Here is an 18,421-nt window from a genome sequence, read left to right as displayed (position 1 = left end):
TATTCAAAGGCTCCTCAATTGAACGAGTCATAACTCTGTTATATCACCGCCCCAGAACAATAAAATACCGTTCCGCCATTACCTGGTCTTCCCCATGCCCTTTTCGACTGTCCGCAAAGCTCCAAGACCCAACATCCCCAATACCAGCTCCATCAATCTGCCAGAGTCCACTGGATAGGCAGGGATTGTTAACCAACCACTTGCCTGAATAGTAATCACCCAAACCACGGTGGCCACGATAAATTTCGGCACAAAATAAGACGCCAGTGAAATGCCACATACCCATCCGATAAACGGCCGCCACCCGGCTACCCAGAACGACCGGCTGGAGGCTTCCACCATATTGATTTGTGCCTGTAGTTTGCCGGGCTCCAGAGCCAGTCGTTTTAGCACGATTTCAGCCGCCTGACGCTCCTCATCACTGGTAAACAACTCATCAAATAAATGACCGATTGCCTGTATCGGAGAAGCCTTATTGCCACCCAACAATTGTTTAAACCAGTTCATCTCACATCCTCCAGTCATAAACGATACAATTTCAGACTACTGCCAGAGATTCCAAAAAGGCCAGGAAAATCTATTAGCATGCTGGTTAACAAAAGACGAAATGCACGTTGAAATGTGAAAAAAAGAATATAGGGAGGCGCACACCACTTAGTGAAAGACTACCGCGCCTGGTTCTGGATGAATAAGCAATTCCACAGAAACTGGCTTATTGAATCTAATCTGGTTATGACAGTGACTGAATCAAAAACAACTTGCCATTGTCGATTTTAATGGTTCCCTCAAATCACCACTGAGTGCCACCAAATGGAATATAACCAATATCCAGCAGTATCTGCCTGGCGGCCAAACGTGAAGAACGGATATCCGGATGAATACCATCACCGATATGATGAAAATCTCCCCAACCATTGGAAATCAATGCAGCGGGCAAATCATGGGCAATACGGCCGTGTACTGTCTCACGCATCTTAATGTAGTCAGCTGATGAGATAGTCCATATCAACCCAGAGGTACTGGCAAACAATTCCAAATCGACCCCTGACTCCTCGGGATAAGCCAGATACACCGGTTTAAGCCCCATGGCCAGAGCTTCCTGTCCCACAGCAATCAGCCGATCAGCCAGAGCTTCCCAATCGGCCTCAGCACAATAAACCGCCTGTATTTCTGGGATACCCTGAGAATCAGAATGAAGACAATCATTAGGAGGCGTTATAACGACAAAATCAGCATTAATAGCACCTCCTGTCACAGGGGTCACTCGTGCTATGGCGCGTTTTAACTGAGTGGAATAACTGCTGAACTTTCCTTCTCCACAAACATTACCGTAAAGGGAATAACGACAACTGTGTCGGGCAATGGTCGTTCCTCCGGCTTCAGCCTCATTAATAACAAAACCATTATATAAAGGGCTGCGGATCAGGGCATCGCCGATCGACAAGTAACTACCCTGACCAACTGAAGCGCCCATTAATGGCGAGGTTAATCCATCATTGAACGGTGTTGATCCATTACCCAGAGAACCACCAATTACCAGAATGGGTTTGTGATCCTGATAAGGATAGCTACTGGTCATGCCTGAAAAAATGAACAACAACAAAAAACAAATAGAAGTACGCATATTGATTCTCCGAAATTATTGTTGTGGACAATCTAGATACAACCTGTCGCACAAACTTCTAACGAATTTGTTAAATGCACACAATAGTACTTTCGATTTTAAAATAGACTTTCGGCAAAAATGACCCGCTCATATTTCTGGAAATGTTTCTTTTTTTTCAGCGCTGGTTGATTGGGCAAATAAAAACCAACTCACTCAAGATAACGGTATAAATATTAAAAGGGCGGACTCATAGAAATTTCACCTCACTTTTTACAGTGCGACGATCCATCATTCATAAAGGACTTTCACTCAGTTAGCATGAAAATTTCATCAGAAATATCCCCACAATCACTTCCCCATTTAAACCACCGTTATGCTCATTCTGACGCGTTTTTTATTTATGAACTCAGCATTTATAACAACCCCGGCCATTTGTTTTGAGGCAGAGTCAATACACAATATCAATCATAAAACTTGACTTAATTTGTCTTATAGATATTTTTATGCCAAACCATATCCGGACGTAGCATGCATACATTTGTAATCATCGTTCCCACTGGCGGCATCTTGCTTGAAGCCGTAGGTATCGCCGACATCCTTGAACAGGCCAATCAGCTAAAACCTGAGGAAAGTCCGGCTCTGCTCTATCAGTCTGTCATCGTCACAACACAGCCCCATCGTCTTGCTCATGGGCGCGCCAAAGTCAGTCTGGTGGCAGACTACAGCCTTTGCGAACTGGAACCCGAACAACCACGCGACACCATCCTGGTGACTGGCAGAGGTTTGAACCGAGCCGAAGATGACAATCTGGTCGAATGGCTGCAAGCCGCCGCTCCCCACGCCAAACGTGTCGTTTCCGTTTGCGGTGGTGCGCTATTACTGGCGCAGGCTGGAATCCTGGACGGACGCAAAGCCACCACCCACTGGCGGTTGTTGGATACTCTGCAATCGCGTTTTCCGAAGGTTATCGTCAAGAGAGGCCCCATTTATATTGAAGATGGCCCAGTATGGACATCCGCTGGCGTCACTTCCGGTTTCGATTTGGTACTGGCTTTGGTGGAAGCGGATTACGGTTTTGCCCTGGCTCGGGATGTGGCCCAGGATCTGGTCATGTACCTGCGCCGACCGGGCGGTCAATCACAATTCAGCCGCCACCTTGCCAACCAGGCATTACAGCCAGGCCCGATACGCGAGTTACAGTCCTGGATCATGGAGCACCTGACTGCTGACCTGTCGGTAGAAAATCTTGCCAGCCGGGTTGCCATGAGTCCACGCAACTTTACCCGTGTGTTTACCCGTGAAACCGGCACCACTCCGGCCCGTTATGTGGAAGAAGCCCGCCTCGATGCAGCCAGACAGTTCCTGGAACAAAGCACCATGGCAATCGAACAGATCGCTATCGCCACAGGATTTGGCAACAGCCTTAATCTGCGCCGCACCTTTGAACGCAACATTCAGATAAGCCCGACGGAATACCGCCAACGGTTCTGCTCGCGCAATTTGGCTTAAATTGATCATTTATTGTCATTTATGCCAAACTACCATTGAGTTACATTGCCTCTTGTCTTCAATGACATAAACGAGGTACATCATGGTTAGGATAGGAATCAATGGCTTTGGCCGGATCGGTAGAAATGTGTTACGCGCAGCATTGGGCCGGCAGGACTTTCAGGTAGTTGCCATTAACGATTTAACCGACAGCGAAACGCTGGCACATCTGCTCCAATACGATTCACTATTGGGAAAACTGAATGCAACTGTCAAAAGTGATGAAAAACAGTTGTTTATCGACGACCAGGTCATTCGAGTGTTTTCTGAAAGAAATCCAGGATCAATTCCATGGAGTAGCGTTGGTGTCGATATTGTTATCGAAGCAACCGGATTTTTTACAGACAGAAATACGGCGGCACTACACATCACCGAAGGTGGCGCCCGCCGGGTCATCATCTCAGCGCCAGGGAAAAATGAAGACCTGACGATAGTCATGGGCGTTAATCACGACCTCTACAACCCCACCCTTCATACCATCGTCAGTAATGGCAGCTGTACGACCAATGCTCTAGCGCCTGCGGCTCAAGTGCTGCATCAGAATTTTGGTATCGAATATGGCCTAATGAATACCACTCATGCCTACACCAACAGCCAGGCTCTGCACGACCAACCAGAAAAAGATCTGCGTGGAGCCCGGGCCGCTGCATTGTCAATCGTCCCCTATTCCAGCGGTGCAGCAAAAGCCATCGGCAAAGTCATTCCCGAACTGGACGGACGCCTGACCGGATATTCACTGCGAGTACCCGTGCCAGTGGTATCGGTCGTTGATTTGTCTGTGACACTGAAACGTGAAGTGACCATCAAAGAGATAAATACTGCATTTTATGACGCCGCCATGTCGGGCCCCCTTCAAGGCATTCTCGGATACAGCAACGCACCCTTGGTTTCCAGTGACTATCAGGGCGATCCCCGGTCATCCATTATAGATGGACTTTCCACACTCGTGATTGGCGGCAATATGGTCAAAATCCTGGCCTGGTACGATAACGAATGGGGATTTTCCAATCGCCTGATTGACCTGGCGTTGTTAATGGAAAGCAAGGGATTGTAAGTAGGTATCGATACAGGCAGGGGGATGGCATTGCAATCATACCCCTGCTAATCAGGGCCATAAGAAACGCTAAGACGAGGTATATTCAACATATTCCTCGTAAACATCTTGATCGATTTCCACACCCTGGTTACCACCATGGAGCCGGTCATTTTTATCTTTTCTTGGTCCTGAGATCCAAAAGTGATTACCAGTTTCAACATCGAAATAGTTAGCTTTAAAACCCCTTCCTTTCAGACTTTGAAATTTTCGACCGCGATAATAGAGAGTTTTTCCTGACTTTGAAAAGAAAACTCTACCGATACGAGCGCTCCCGTCAATGCCTTCAGACTTATCCTCAATATACATAATTTTAGAACGAGCTAACTTAAATGCTTCTGGGCTTTTATCTGTCTCCATTTCTAACGACCTCCCTAATTTTTCTTGAGTTTCCAGACGTAGGTTCATATTAAAATTTAACACCTTTAGCAATGACAACCTCAAATAATTCCCGTAACTTTATGACTTATGAATGCATTAATCATCCCTATCCTTTATAAATTTCATTAAATACTCCGTTTCAAATTCATCCTGAAGCTGAATTGTTTTCCAGTAGCTAAAACCAGCTTTTTCATAGGCACGGATTGCGGAGGTATTCTTCGAATCCGGGCCAATAATACAGGTATCGATCCCAGGAAGTTGAAAAGCAATTTCATCCAGAAATTGACGAACGATATGACATCCATAACTCTGATGAAGAAAATTGCCCTCACCGATAAACAGGTCAATTCCAACAGCATGCTCATCTGCGCCGACATAGCGATTATATTCCGGAAAATCACAAATTCTATAACTCTGAATGTACCCGATATTCTGCAAATGATAGCCAATAATAAAAGCATGTATGTTGCTTTCGGATCGCGTTCGTGGAAGATATTTATTCAGCACATTTTCATAGCGATGAAAATCTTCACCTTTCCCATACCAAGCAGATACAGAAGGTGTGTTTAACCAGATAAACATCTGCCTGAGATGGGATTCTTCTAATGGAATGAAATTGAATTTCATGGGGTGCCTCATCGGTATACTCCCGAACTACCTTAATATCTCCATCGCCGAAGGCTGTTTCTGTAGCAAAGTAGAACTTCGAAACTTGCCAGTTTTTTACACTATTGCTGAAACTCATGCCTCTGCCGTATCGCCTTCCGCAAGTGTTTCAGCTTTATAGAATTATGCTCTCGATACATAATCTCAGAGCCATGTTCAAACGCCTCATAAATTGGTAGAAGCTCAGTTACACCTTCAAATACCCACTGTACAGGAGTACCCGCAGGTCCGCCTTTATAAGGTTGTGTCTGATTTCAAGCTTGCTCAACGACTTTATCGTAAGCATCTTCCAGGTTGTCGGCCTGAACCAGTATTGTATTTTCCCAGGCGGTAAATTTTCTTTCAGGATCTTCATTTTTATCTGTATTCAGTTCTACAAACCGGATGATATATGAGCCTACATACCATCCAATTGGAGAGACATTCTTGCCGCTAATAATGACACCTAATACTTTTTTAATCAGATAAATAGCGATCAATACTCTTATGAGATTTATCGACAAAACTTCAATATCATAATAACCATTCATGGCTTAGATCTCGATTGGAAGGTACAACCTTCCAACTATTTCAAATCCTATTACCTTCGACTATTGAGATCAAAGGAAATGCCAAAATAAGACAGAATAGCAGTTTCTTAGACATGATTGTTCACATTGTGAACTTCGTGATGTCCCGCTTATTCCGAAACAAAACATGGCAAGACATCTTGTTCGAAATACGGCTTCTGGTTCACCCAAAACATATACTTCACTTTCAAAAAGTCTTTCGCAAAGGCATGAAGCATAGGAACCAGATTCTCTCGTTCTGCAACGACTTCATTGGACCCTGTCTGCCCGATATAATTTCCGTCCTGTACCGCAATCCCAAGTGGAGCATGATATGTGTGTTCGTGCATCATGGCTAGCGCATGATTGAGCTGCGCCTTCCGCTGAAACATTAAATCGGGTGCCCCTAACCCTACCCCAATATGTTCACCATATTGATAAATCGAACGCAAATACCCTTTATCTTACCACGGCAACCATTCTCCCGGCATAAAGTTGGCGTACTGCATGGTTGTGGAGTGAGGAAAAGCATTTTTAAGCGCCAACATATTGATCTGAAGTGATTCGACATACAAAACTGGTGTAAACGAAGGATCAAACTCTTGAGACACCCCAATGGCCGATTCCTGCAAATTGATGCCTTCAATTTTTCCATCAAAAGCAGCGCCCAGCGCTAAAAGCAACTGCGCAAACCGTGCCTGAACAGCAGGGTTCCAACGCTTCGCAACCCACCCTTCTGGCTCACCACTATCAGTTCTTTGAAGAGTAACTCCACCATCATATTCCGCCGTTAACAAATAGTCCGGAACAGCCTTGTACTTTGGATCAAACGTGGCGTCCTGAAGCTGGACAAACAGTCGCTTCCCGTGGGCGGCAAGATAGTCATAGTCTTGCTGTATATTCGAAAAATCATAGCGCCCTTTAGAAAGCTCAAGCTGTTTCCATGAATACATAATTTGAGCCCCTGCAAATCTCGAATTGGTCAGGAGCGGATGATTATGAATCGCTTCCCGATCCCGGGAAAAATACACAAAATGGTGAATGTCATCCTGAACAACAGGACAGACAGCATCGAGAAAATCTGTGTAGGCTTTCGCATAACGTTCGCTGGGATTAACCCACTCAGCCCGGGCAGTAAGACTTAGAACAATACCAATTATAAACAACACAACACATTTCATCTTATGTCTCCAATGAATCCCTATTGGGAAGTAACAAAATGTCCTCCTCGCACGGACATCTCCGAAACTCGAACATGGTACACCTGAGTACCGGCAATAACATGCCAGAAAACAGTCAAAAGCCAGGACATTAAATATAATGTTGCGCCCGCAGCACCACGGAGTTTAGCGGCTAGAGGTAATGCCCGTGCTGTAAGCGAATAAAATGATTTTTAATAAAATGGCGGGGCCATAAACCTGGCGGCGGCTGTGATCGTTTTGGTAATGAGGGTGAAAAATTGAAAGGTCCAGTTCGTGTTCAATCAAGCAATGCAGCACGTATTCAAATGTACCAGGCGTAAGAAGGTCTGAGCCGCGCAGCGGCTGAAGTGCTGCACCTTGTTAGGCAGATTATATGACCCAGATTTCTATTGCGTACACTCCATGCTTCTCAATGCATTCTTTGTAGCCAGTAAAACTATGAATAAGCTGAATTCCTTGTTCAACACTCCAAGGTACAGAAAGTGTTTTTTCTGTACCCTCCGTTTCAAATAAGGCTTTTACATTGGGGTAATGAGTGACACGAACAACTCTTGTGTCCATTGATTCGCCGGATTCTTCGTTGATAAACCGTAGTGTGTGATTGGCTTTGACTGTGGAATAATCAAAAGGCCGTTCATCACTATTAGCACGGATTTCAACTGTCTTTTTTCCAGACTTTATGGCACCAAAAGGTTTGTCCATCAGGCCAACGATATGGGTGTTGCCATCGGAGTATTCTATTGGAATGTTGTTGCTTTTTATGTTGATGGTGATGGTGATTTCTTTTTCCATTTTTTCAATCTGCCTAACGCCTCAATCAGCCGCCCATTCAGGAGTAAAAAAGGACACCCATTTTAAAACACTTTAAAATAAAAAAAACAAGACAAAGATGATTCGATACTTCATTGCAAAAAAAATCGAATGAATCAGGGTGACTACAAAACCAAACTATATACATCTTGTTCCAAAGCAAACAAAAAATATAGTTCTGCCTAACCTGAAGGCGTAGCCGGCGATTTGAGGAGCCAGGCTTTTAAGAGCCATGCTGGCTCAAATGGGATTCAGATCCACATACGCCGGCCTGTTCGTCGAGCAATGCTTGAGACTTAAACCTGCCCTCCCAGAAACGACCGGTACAGCGATCTTCGGCATTGGCACGCCGGGCGATGCCTTCATTAAGCACCGCCATAAACCGACTGATGGAGGTCAGGGTTTCCCACCACTGGGCCACTAAGGCTTCAAACGCCTGCTGCTCTGCCGGTGAGATGCCATCGCATCACAACGCCTTCTGGTGACCATTGCTGGCTTTGGAGCACATTGATATGCAGCACCACATGGACATGCTTAGACATTACGGCATAAGCGCAGATATCAACACCTCTTATGTTCTACAACCAGATTAAAATTTTGGTCCGAAGAATGTATTACGTCAGACATATTTTCAGAGCAAATATTTGGTGTAGCGGCGACACCATAAAAAAACGAAATTGTCACAAAAATTCCAATTCCGGAAAAGATACCTAGGACCTATCTTAGAGCTCAACTTCATATTTCACCTAACGCCAACGTAACCGGGCGACTGAGGAGCCGCAGCAACGAAGGCTATCCGAGTTGACGTTTGTGTTAGGCTTTTTCACTTCAACACTGCCTCCCATGACAATGCACTAAACTCAAACGTTTTATGGACTTCGCTTGCTGTCAATATAGATACCTTTGGATTATCTAGTGCACTAGTTACAATCACTAATCGCCACTTGGGGTTTGGCATATATTGCTTTTCATTGCGTGACATGAAAAATCGCATCTCATCATAACTAGTACCTTTGACTTCAATGTGAAGTTCATTTGGCATACTCTTTCTTTTTGCAAGCAAATCGTAACCACAATTATCCTTTTGCCTGTCGGTGACTTTGTATTTCTTGCCTTTTAGATATTTGATTGCTTTTTCTATAGCGGCCTGCTCTACTTTTTTTCTATGCTCGGCGTCTGGAAAGTTAAATATGGGCCTTAATTCTGGTAAATCCTCTAGCCCTGAATCAGCTACGATCTCCTCTGCAATTACAGCTAGCTCCTGCCTCCATTCATCATCTTGTCCATTTCCTCTGGCATAAATTATCGGGGTTCGTTTAAAGTGATCACCAGAGACAACAATTCTTCTGTTTGCGACGGGGATTAGGTGGGCTGTAGTGGCTCTTACACAATATACATAATTGTTGCCATCAACATCAGTTTCAAAGTCATTGCCTGAATCGTATTCTGGTCTTTCTTGGTATTCACGTTCAAATAACGCGTTTTCATACCAACCAACTACAGTTAAAGGCCCATTACCGTTTCTGGCGGAAACAAAAATAACAAGCCAACCATTTGTTTCTTTTGGTTGTGGTGGACGAAAGTTTCGACCAATCGGTGGAAGGTAAGCATAAAACTTTTGGGTTGGTGCTTGTAAGAAGTTAAAACGCTCATGTGCTTCCTCAAACTCTGATATATGAGCGTGCCTTCCAACAACAGGGCCACCTGCATATTCTTCAGACCATCCAGTTTTTACGAATGCGATGCGTTCGATCACGATCCCTCCCTAGCCTAACGCTTGGTTAAATTGCACCGCCAGGCATCAATTTGAACCATTTGTTAAGTGTTTGCCTCTCGATCCAAGATTTCAGAGACTTTACTGTCAAGTTCATCAATTAACTCTGGATCCATAAATTTGTATTCATCAGGAATGTCCAACACAAACAGAGGCTTGTGATCCATCATGCGAGTGAACTCAGCCAAAAGCCTATTTTTATGCTTCTTTTCCATGACAAATATATAGTCAGCCCAGCGGATATCCGCTGGGCCAACAGTTTTTCTAGCATTTGGGCTCGTGCCTGCTGAACGAGAATTGAAACCGGGGCGTTTTTTCCAGATTTCCTCGCCAGTAGGACTTCGCCATTGGTTGCGACTACAGATAAATAGTAGGTTCAAACTATTATTCATCAGAACAATACAACAGGAAACCCACTTTAAAATAAAAAAACGAAACAAGGCAACGATGATTCGCTACTACCTTGCAAAAAAAAATCGAATGAATCAGGTTTACTACAGAACCAAACTATATACATCTTGTTCCAAAGCAAACAAATATAGTTCTGGCTGACCTGAAGGCGTAGCAGGTTACTTAAGGAGCCAAGCTTTTAAGTAGGATACTTGATGGTGTGATATGAAATCAGGCCGCCAACAAATTCGGCGGAGTTCGGCTTAACTGAAAATAATCTCTGACTTTCTCAAACGACGACCTCTGCCCGGCAAAACACCTGAACTGTTTTTCAAACTGCTGTGTTAATTGTTGCCATTGTTTACCGGAAATATTCAGGCGGTTCAGAATGGGAGGAAGTGATTCTGCAAAAAATCCACGTTTGTCTTCCCGAATCGCTCTGCCGGTCCAATCCACCAATTCCAGGTAATCGCTTAATTTGAAGGGCAAACCTTCGGGCATGTCTGCTCTGGGATTGCAAGAAATCCCATCTGCGATATTTGAAACTCCCGACAGAGGTAGTCAAATATTTCTTCTTTGTGCCTTCCCTTCATCCGTTCCTTTACGAGCAAAAACATGCCTTTCCTATATATAGAATTTCTTCTGATTCAGGATGTGTATAAGCGTACAAAACTTGACACAAATCCAGTTCTTCGTCGCCATCGCCAGCATATTTCCAATCAATTTGGACTTCCATGGAGTCTCCTGCTGTCTAACAGTTTCTTCTACGACACCTGTCGCTTTTTCCAATGTCGTATAAATACTGCGTCACGATTTCACAGAGTTACAAAAATATTTAAATTATGCTTTCAATTACCTATGCCGCTGTTTGTATACACAGTAATAATAATGATAAGAAACCTCTGAAAAATGGACTATTTTCGCGCAGGACATTGTCAGCCCCAGTCTCACATCCTCATTTACGCCAGTAAATTGCGGTGTTGCAAGTGGTTTACTGGCTGCATCAAAACTATTCCTATTTTTCAGAGGCCCCATAAAGGGATATGATTCCAAATAATGGAAAACATAGAGGTTCGTAACCCGAATATTTCATCAAATCCAAAATATAGATAAGCTACCGGCAATTTTCGATACCTGACCTATTTTTCCGGGTGATTTCATTAAAAGATCGCCTGGATTTTTCGGATGACCCGAATGTCGGATACAGCTCCCCCAACCCCCCATAGTTGATCCTCATGCCGGGGTAGCACTCCTTGAACGTTATCCAGGTGCCAGGTTTTGAACCACTTGCCAATACAATGCCTGGTGAGGATACGTGTTGCTGGGGAAGATTCGAACCCGCCGGGTATTACGAGTGATCACCGCGCCTATCTTGAACAGTTTGTGCCGAATCGTATCCACCTGCGCATGGGCCAGTTCTGTATTCTGCAATCCCAATGCCCGGAGCCGTTCCATCAACGTGTAGGCAAACCCTGTCAGCAATAACCGAAACTGATTCGGCCACCACTCATGACAGGATGTCCGTGTCGAAAATAAAAGCTTCTGCTCTTTGATACGATTTTGTTCAGCATATCCCTATGCATCACCTTTCAGGCTCGCGCGAACCTTCATTCCCGATGAAGGTTTCCATCTCGCCACGGGCGCAATAGACGTTGTTATACAGATATTGAGGACGGTTACCTGCCAGGCTCGTCACGACTGTTCTGACCCATACCGATGAGGTAATCCACCTGATGGCGATCACACCAGCCCAGAATCTTTGGCGTGCAGAACTCGCAGCACAATGTTCACCTTTGGCCAGACCTGATGCAGACGTTTGGTCAACAAGGCCAAAACGGCTCCGGCGTGATGGGCAGCACCACAGGAAGAGAGTCGCAGATAGGCCGTCAGCAATCGATGACCACAAAACACATACAGGGGTAAAAACAGTGATGGTCATAATAGCGATTGAAGTATTTACCCACCTGATCACCATGAATGGGGTTATCCGTGGCGTCAAAGTCCAGAATCAGTTTCTTGGGAGGTGTCTTAAAGCTGTCGATAAATGGCTGTATCAGGACGTCATGTAAATGAATCATCGTGTGTCGATCTGCCTGATATTCAAAGCGATGCAAGGTGGCCATACTCGACAGAGAGGTATCGGTCGAATCAGGTTTACTACAGAACCAAACTATATACACCTTATTCCACGGACTGTTACCGTTTTTTGTCACGGACAGATCATCGGTAACCTTAGGCGGTTCACTCTTCTTAAAAGTGCGTAGCGCCTATAACCTAACGCGCTTTAGTTCGATTTTTAGTCAAAATGTTCATTTTCACCCAAAAAACCGTATACATTAAATATTGATTGTCATATCCCACTTTGCTTGTTACTATATTTACTAACACGCGTTAGTTAAATAAATACAAAATAAATACAATTATTGGAACGCAAAAATGCTGTCTATTGCCCCGAAAGTTAAAGCAACAGTAGCTGGTTATCTGTTTATCGCCCCTGCTCTGGTTGGATTTTTACTGTTCTATGCCTGGCCAGCTGCGCGCGCGGTCGGTATCAGTTTTACTGATTGGAACCTACTCAGTGAGCCAGTTTACGTTGGTCTCGATAATTATGCTGAAATGATTCAGGACGAACAGTTCTGGAATGGCATGAAACTATCGGCTTTGTATGTTTTGCTCAACATTCCGTTACAGACTGTCCTTGGGCTGTTTCTGGCGGTTGCCATGGATCGACTCACCAAATCACTGTTTGTCAAGGCAACTGTATTGCTACCCTACCTGCTTTCCAATGTTCTGGTTGCCTTGATCTGGCTTTGGATGCTGGATCCTCTACTGGGTATTGTCAATGCGATGCTGGCCCTCGTTGGTATTTCCCCACAAGCCTTTCTAGGGGATCCGGAACAGGCCCTGATCTCGATCGCAGCAATAAACATCTGGCGACATATGGGACTGGTGGCGATGTTATTCCTGGCCGGTCTGCAAACTATCCCCAAATACTTATATGAGTCAGCGGCTCTGGAAGGTGCCTCTGAATGGCGCATGTTTACACGTATTACCTTGCCACTGCTAAGACCTGTCATGGTGTTTGTTCTGGTCACCAGTGTGACAGGCTCTTTTCAGATTTTCGATACCATTGCGGTGACAACTTCTGGTGGTCCGTTGGATTCTACCCGGGTGATTGTTTATTACATCATCCAGAATGCATTCAGTTTTTACAAAATGGGCTATGCCTCTGCCATGTCCGTAACTCTGTGTATGGTGATGCTGGTTTACACCCTGTTTCAAATGCATATTTTGAGGGCTTCAGAAAGTGACCTTGCTTAAACATATGACACCGGCCAGGACAGTCTCCTGGATAATTCTGATCGTGATGTTGGTAGTTACAGTTTTTCCACTGCTGGTTGTGTTGAAAACCTCGTTGGTAAACTCATCAGAATTGTTTGATACCGCTACTGATTTATTGCCGACGTCACCCACAGTCGTGAATTATGAAAAAGTACTTGGGCTGCTTACTACCGAAGAAGCCATTGTCAACGGTGGATCCGGCGCGAATATTAATATCCTTAGAGCACTGCTGAATTCAGCCATTTTTACCGGAGTGATCGTAGTTGTACAGACATTCAACTGCACGCTTGCTGCGTATGCATTTGCCCGCATGCGTTTTCCCGGCTCTAAAATATTGTTTGGCGCTTTCGTTGCTTCGATGATGGTGCCGGCCGTTGTCATCATGATTCCTAACTTTGTGTTTGTTCGTGACCTCGGCTTGCTGGATACCCGCGCAGGCACAGTTGCACCATATGTCTTAATGCATGGATTTTCGGTTTTTTTCCTACGACAGTTCTTTCTATCGCTCCCTAAAGAAGTCGAAGAAGCGGCTCGTATCGATGGTGCTAATCCGTTTGTCATTTTTTTAAAGATTGCATTACCGCTCAGTTGGGCACCGATTATGACCATTGCCACACTTACGATGATTAACATGTGGAATGAATTTCTCTGGCCATTTCTCGTGGCTAAAGACCCAGCAATGCAGACTTTACCTGTTGCATTGCAATCATTCCGGTCACAAACGCCACAAGGACAACCGGATTGGTCGGGTTTAATGGCAGCAACGGTGATCGCTACTCTGCCCACGCTTGCGATGCTATTTGTGTTCGGACGACGGATTGTTGAATCCGTTCAGTTTACTGGCGGCAAATAAATTTTCAGTCATGCATACGTAATGACAATAATAACAACGGGAGTTCTGACGATGAAAACAAAACCAATTATCACTTCAGCTCTGGCCATCGCCTTGGCCACTCAGGCTTTTGCCGGTGAGATAAAATACAGCCTATGGGATTCGAATCAAATGCCGGCATATCAGCAATGTGCAGCAGATTTTATGGCTCAGAACCCTGGCATTAAAATTACCATTAATCAGTCCGGTTGGGATGACTATTGGACCGCGCTGTCTACAGGGTTTGTATCGGGTACCGCGCCAGATGTATTTACCAACCATCTGGCCAAATATCCGGAATTTGTTAAAAACAATTTGCTGGTGGATTTAAGCGACTACATCGAAAGAGATAAAGTCGATGCCGGACAATACCGCCAAGGGCTCTATCAGATCTGGGGAAAAGATGGCAAACAATATGGGCTGCCAAAAGACTGGGATACGATTGCCATGTTGGTCAACATGGATATGGCCAAAGCTGCAGGCGTGACTCTGGATGAACTGAATAATATGACCTGGAACCCAAAGGACGGCGGTAGTTTTGAGCAGATTGTGAAAAAGCTGACCCTTGACAAGAACGGTCACAACGCAATGTCCCCAGCGTTTGAACCCAATGAGGTGGTCACCTATGGTTACCAGACTCCGGGTAGTGGCAATATGATGGGGCAAACCGAATGGAGTCATTTTGCCGTATCATCCGGTTTCCGCTTCCAGGATGCACCATGGGACGGGAACTTCCATTATGACAGTCCTGAGCTGGCCAGCACGATCGATTATCTGGCATCTCTGGCTGACAGACATCTTTCAGCCGATTTCAAAAGAACGCAATCCCTGGGCTCTGACGCCATGTTCATTGCTAAGAAAGTGGCCATCATTCCGCAGGGTTCATGGATGATCACCTACTTTAATAATAGTGCGAAATTTAACAATCAATGGGTGCCACTGCCGATTGGCCCTAATGGCAAAAGAGCAACCACGTTCAACGGTCTGGCAGACTCAATCTGGACCGGGTCCAAAAATAAAGAGGAATCGTGGTTGTGGGTTAAATATCTCGGTTCTTCAGCCTGCCAGAGTGTGGTCGCAGAACGGGGTGTTGTTTTTCCGGCAATCAAAGGATTAGCAGAGCGTGCCATTGAGGTACAGAAAGGTCACGGTGTTGACTCATCGGCCTTTCTGATTATGGCTGAGTCTGAAACATTCCTGCCACCAATCGCCAACAATGGCTCCCGAATTGCGGAAATTATGGATAAAGCAATCCAGTCTGTATTTCTTGGCAGGTCGACTGCTGAAAAAGCGCTATCCAGCGCCAATAAAAAGATTATCAAGCTCAATAGATAGGCTTGATTCCGGCACTGTTTGCTGACAGTGCCGGAATAACCGGACATATAGGATAAGATTATGTACTCACCTGTAAAAATAGTTCTCATTGGTGCCGGCAGCACTGTTTTCACCCGAAACCTACTGGGCGATATCTGGTCATTACCAGCACTGGCAGATTCCCATGTTGTACTTCATGATATTGACCAGCACCGGCTTGACCTCTCTCTCGCAGTTGCCAACCGGCTGGCACAAACCCTGAATGTTCATCCTATTATCGAGGCTCAATCAAATCGTCAGCGGGCCATCGAAGGTGCCGACTTTGTGATCAATACCATACAGGTGGGGGGTTATCGGCCAGCAACAGTTGCGGATTTTGAAATACCCAAAAAATACGGTCTTCGACAGACCATTGCTGATACCCTTGGAATTGGCGGCATCATGCGCGGCCTACGTACCATTCCGGTGATGTTGGACATGCTCAAAGATATGGAGAGTCTGGGCGGCGACCGACTGACCCACCTGAATTATGTTAATCCGATGGCCATGATTACCTGGGCACTGAATGCAGAATCCACCCGGGTGCCCACTATCGGTTTATGTCACAGTGTACAATATACCGCCAAAGAACTTGCCAAGGACCTTGATATCCCGTATGAAGAGATCGATTATCAGTGTGCTGGTATCAACCATATGGCGTTTTACACTCGTTTTGAACATCAAGGACAGGATTTATACCCAAAACTAAGAGCGTTGCAGGCCAGTGGTCAGATACCTGACTGGAATCGTGTACGCTACTCCGTCATGGAAAATTTCGGTTATTTTGTCACAGAATCCAGTGAACATTTCGCCGAATATGTCCCCTGGTTTATTAAACCGGAACGTCAGGATTTGTTGCAGGAATATAACATTCCACTCGACGAGTATCCGGGCCGGTGTCAGGTATATGAAACTGCCTGGCCGTTTATTGAGCGTGAGCTGCAACAACCAGGCTCACAATCACCAGCACAGCTGGAAGCTGCACTCAGAAACAAAAACATTCATGTCATGGAGCGCGAGATTAAAAACGCAGCACACATGCTGACAGGTTTGTCCAAGGTACAGCGCTCGGTAGAATATGGTAGCGTGATTATTAATTCTATCGTCACAGGTGAATCGAGCGTCATATATGGCAATGTATTAAACGACCGCCTGATTGATAATCTGCCTCAGGGGTGTGCTGTCGAAGTACCTTGTCTGGTAAATCGAAACGGCGTGCAACCCACTAAGGTGAATAACTTACCACCGCAGCTGGCAGCATTAATGCGCACCAACATCGGAGTTCAGGAATTAGTGGTTGAAGCCGTCAGACAGCGCAGCCGTGATCATATTTATCATGCCGCCATGCTGGATCCACATACGGCCTCAGTATTGGACGTCAAACAGATCAGAGCGTTAGTGGATGAATTAATGGAAGCACATAAAGACCTTATGCCAGATTACTTTTATTAATGATTCACTTCTTGTTTGACTGATTTACGGCAAATCCATAAATTATCGCAGATAATTTTTTAGGAAAAAAAACAGATGCGACCGACCAGTGCTCAAGTAGCTAAATTGGCAGGGGTTTCCCGGACCACAGTGTCTTTCGTACTGAACAACGTCGAGAAATCAGGTATCAGCAACGCGACTCGCGAGAAAGTACTGGCCGCCGCGGCGCAATTGGGGTATGAACCCAATGCTGCAGCCCAGTCTCTCGCCAGCGGCTCTTCTGCAACAATCGGTCTGGTATTACCGGATATTCACCATCTTTATGTCGACTCATTTCTCAGTCGCGTTGTTGCTTCAGTGTCAGAAGAAGTACGGCGCCATGATATGAAGTTGCTGATCGAAACTGTCGACCGGGGTGATACATTCGGTTATCAGCGTCTGGCTAAAAATGGTCGCATCGATGGCATGATAGTCGTCAATCCGCGTGAAAATGAGTATACCGTGCTGGCCGAAATCAACCGTGATTTTATGCCATTGGTGGCATTTGGCAGTCGCCGCCGAAGCCAACAAACCTGTGCTGAATTCAGCACAACCAGCAGTGATAATTTTTTCAACGCCCGCCTGGCAGTCAAGCACCTGATTGCACTGGGCCACAAGAATATCGGCCATATCAGCTTTTCATCGGATTCATTTACCAGCGTCAATTCCAGGGAGCGAGGGTGGCTGGCTGCACTGGAAGAACATAATCTGAATGCCCGGGATATTAGGGAATCAGCGGATCTTAGCGCTGAAAGTGGTTACCATGCCTGCCTGCGTTTATTGTCAAAAAAGCAAAGCTTTTCTGCCATCTTCGCCGGTAATGATACTGTCGCATTCGGGATCATCCGTGCTTTAATCGATAAAGGCTACCGGGTGCCGGAAGACATCGCAATCGTAGGCTATGATGACATCCCTTTGGCGGCCTACGGGGCAGTGCCTTTAACCACCATTAAAACGTTCCCGGAAGAACATGGCCGTATGGCGGTCAAAACCCTGCTGGAACACCTCAAAGGCATTTCTGAGCCGAATCACCAAAAATTTGATTCTCATCTGGTTATTCGTGAGTCGTGCGGCGCACGAAAGTAGGCATTTTGTCGACTTCAACACTCCCCCACTTGCCGTCATCCGGATTATTTAATTCTCTAAGGCTCCACTGACCTTATTCAGTTTCTATTAACCCTGCATCAAAGGTTGCAGGGTTAATACCGATGCAGGAATGTATCGGTCATTGGGTAAAATCCAATGTGAACCGGGTAAAGAATATAACAGGACACCCACTTTAAAATAAAAAAAACAAAACAATGCTGATTCGCTACTACCTTACAGAACAAAAAAATCGAATGAATCAGGTTTACTACAGAACCAAA

At 45.3% G+C, this 18,421-nt stretch carries 18 protein-coding genes and 4 pseudogenes; 7 read left to right on the top strand and 15 right to left on the bottom strand.

The window, feature by feature from the left end:
- Positions 1-78: 78 nt before the first annotated feature.
- Both YC6258_RS15615 and YC6258_RS15610 read right to left on the bottom strand, forming a co-directional pair.
- Complete coding sequence (locus tag YC6258_RS15615) at positions 79-507, bottom strand: 3TM-type holin (protein ID WP_044617800.1); 429 nt, start codon at positions 505-507, stop codon at positions 79-81.
- Between the two features lie 283 nt (positions 508-790).
- Positions 791-1,624 (bottom strand): hypothetical protein, encoded by an 834-nt coding sequence (locus YC6258_RS15610; protein WP_044617799.1) that lies wholly within the window; start codon positions 1,622-1,624, stop codon positions 791-793.
- Between the two features lie 510 nt (positions 1,625-2,134).
- Here YC6258_RS15610 and YC6258_RS15605 point away from each other — a divergent pair.
- Both YC6258_RS15605 and gap read left to right on the top strand, forming a co-directional pair.
- On the top strand, positions 2,135-3,115 hold the full coding sequence (locus tag YC6258_RS15605; RefSeq protein ID WP_044617798.1) for a GlxA family transcriptional regulator: 981 nt from the start codon (positions 2,135-2,137) through the stop codon (positions 3,113-3,115).
- A gap of 82 nt (positions 3,116-3,197) precedes the next feature.
- The gene (gap, locus tag YC6258_RS15600; RefSeq protein ID WP_044617797.1) at positions 3,198-4,208 is read left to right on the top strand and encodes a type I glyceraldehyde-3-phosphate dehydrogenase; all 1,011 of its coding nucleotides are present in this window, start codon (positions 3,198-3,200) and stop codon (positions 4,206-4,208) included.
- 69 nt (positions 4,209-4,277) lie between these two features.
- On the opposite strand, the gene YC6258_RS15595 is transcribed toward gap, so the two are convergent.
- The 13 genes and pseudogenes from YC6258_RS15595 to YC6258_RS31355 all read right to left on the bottom strand — a co-directional run bounded on the left by YC6258_RS15595 (position 4,278) and on the right by YC6258_RS31355 (position 12,141).
- Positions 4,278-4,655 (bottom strand): 1-deoxy-D-xylulose-5-phosphate synthase, encoded by a 378-nt coding sequence (locus YC6258_RS15595; RefSeq protein ID WP_211264535.1) that lies wholly within the window; start codon positions 4,653-4,655, stop codon positions 4,278-4,280.
- 69 nt (positions 4,656-4,724) lie between these two features.
- Entirely contained in the window at positions 4,725-5,255 is a 531-nt protein-coding gene (locus tag YC6258_RS27420; protein WP_052830326.1) for a GNAT family N-acetyltransferase, read from the bottom strand.
- A gap of 101 nt (positions 5,256-5,356) precedes the next feature.
- Positions 5,357-5,824 (bottom strand): annotated as a pseudogene (locus YC6258_RS31495) (DUF4288 domain-containing protein).
- A 149-nt stretch (positions 5,825-5,973) separates the two neighbouring features.
- Positions 5,974-6,294 (bottom strand): hypothetical protein, encoded by a 321-nt coding sequence (locus tag YC6258_RS30635; protein ID WP_211264533.1) that lies wholly within the window; start codon positions 6,292-6,294, stop codon positions 5,974-5,976.
- 12 nt (positions 6,295-6,306) lie between these two features.
- Entirely contained in the window at positions 6,307-7,023 is a 717-nt protein-coding gene (locus YC6258_RS15580; RefSeq protein ID WP_211264532.1) for a hypothetical protein, read from the bottom strand.
- A gap of 168 nt (positions 7,024-7,191) precedes the next feature.
- Positions 7,192-7,383: pseudogene (locus YC6258_RS31360) on the bottom strand (transposase); the annotation flags it as partial.
- 30 nt (positions 7,384-7,413) lie between these two features.
- On the bottom strand, positions 7,414-7,836 hold the full coding sequence (locus YC6258_RS15575; RefSeq protein WP_044617796.1) for an ASCH domain-containing protein: 423 nt from the start codon (positions 7,834-7,836) through the stop codon (positions 7,414-7,416).
- A gap of 261 nt (positions 7,837-8,097) precedes the next feature.
- Positions 8,098-8,254: pseudogene (locus YC6258_RS15570) on the bottom strand (transposase); the annotation flags it as partial.
- 423 nt (positions 8,255-8,677) lie between these two features.
- Entirely contained in the window at positions 8,678-9,610 is a 933-nt protein-coding gene (locus YC6258_RS15565; RefSeq protein ID WP_044617795.1) for a protein NO VEIN domain-containing protein, read from the bottom strand.
- A gap of 62 nt (positions 9,611-9,672) precedes the next feature.
- Positions 9,673-10,008, bottom strand: coding sequence for a low molecular weight protein tyrosine phosphatase family protein (locus YC6258_RS15560; protein ID WP_245626942.1), 336 nt, complete (start codon positions 10,006-10,008; stop codon positions 9,673-9,675).
- A 241-nt stretch (positions 10,009-10,249) separates the two neighbouring features.
- The gene (locus tag YC6258_RS15555) at positions 10,250-10,519 is read right to left on the bottom strand and encodes a hypothetical protein (RefSeq protein ID WP_044617793.1); all 270 of its coding nucleotides are present in this window, start codon (positions 10,517-10,519) and stop codon (positions 10,250-10,252) included.
- Between the two features lie 759 nt (positions 10,520-11,278).
- The gene (locus YC6258_RS15550; RefSeq protein ID WP_044617792.1) at positions 11,279-11,572 is read right to left on the bottom strand and encodes a transposase; all 294 of its coding nucleotides are present in this window, start codon (positions 11,570-11,572) and stop codon (positions 11,279-11,281) included.
- Positions 11,573-11,758: 186 nt separating this feature from the next.
- Positions 11,759-12,141, bottom strand: a pseudogene (locus YC6258_RS31355) (transposase).
- 313 nt (positions 12,142-12,454) lie between these two features.
- On the opposite strand from YC6258_RS31355, the gene YC6258_RS15540 reads away from it, so the two are divergent.
- The 5 genes from YC6258_RS15540 (at position 12,455) to YC6258_RS15520 (ending at position 18,140) form a co-directional block, all read left to right on the top strand.
- Positions 12,455-13,339 (top strand): carbohydrate ABC transporter permease, encoded by an 885-nt coding sequence (locus YC6258_RS15540; RefSeq protein ID WP_044617791.1) that lies wholly within the window; start codon positions 12,455-12,457, stop codon positions 13,337-13,339.
- Positions 13,340-13,385: 46 nt separating this feature from the next.
- Positions 13,386-14,213 carry a carbohydrate ABC transporter permease gene (locus tag YC6258_RS15535; protein WP_245626941.1) on the top strand — a complete coding sequence of 276 codons (828 nt, stop codon included), beginning with the start codon at positions 13,386-13,388 and terminating at the stop codon, positions 14,211-14,213.
- Between the two features lie 51 nt (positions 14,214-14,264).
- Positions 14,265-15,566, top strand: coding sequence for an ABC transporter substrate-binding protein (locus YC6258_RS15530; protein WP_044617789.1), 1,302 nt, complete (start codon positions 14,265-14,267; stop codon positions 15,564-15,566).
- A 60-nt stretch (positions 15,567-15,626) separates the two neighbouring features.
- The gene (melA, locus tag YC6258_RS15525; protein WP_044617788.1) at positions 15,627-17,036 is read left to right on the top strand and encodes an alpha-glucosidase/alpha-galactosidase; all 1,410 of its coding nucleotides are present in this window, start codon (positions 15,627-15,629) and stop codon (positions 17,034-17,036) included.
- A 75-nt stretch (positions 17,037-17,111) separates the two neighbouring features.
- Positions 17,112-18,140, top strand: a complete 1,029-nt coding sequence (locus tag YC6258_RS15520) for a LacI family DNA-binding transcriptional regulator (RefSeq protein WP_044617787.1) — start codon at positions 17,112-17,114, stop codon at positions 18,138-18,140.
- Positions 18,141-18,421 lie beyond the last annotated feature (281 nt).

The sequence above is a fragment of the Gynuella sunshinyii YC6258 genome, from assembly GCF_000940805.1.
Lineage (GTDB): Bacteria > Pseudomonadota > Gammaproteobacteria > Pseudomonadales > Natronospirillaceae > Gynuella > Gynuella sunshinyii.
The sequence above is the reverse complement of the archived record's forward strand: the minus strand, read 5'-3'. Positions and strand labels throughout refer to the sequence as shown.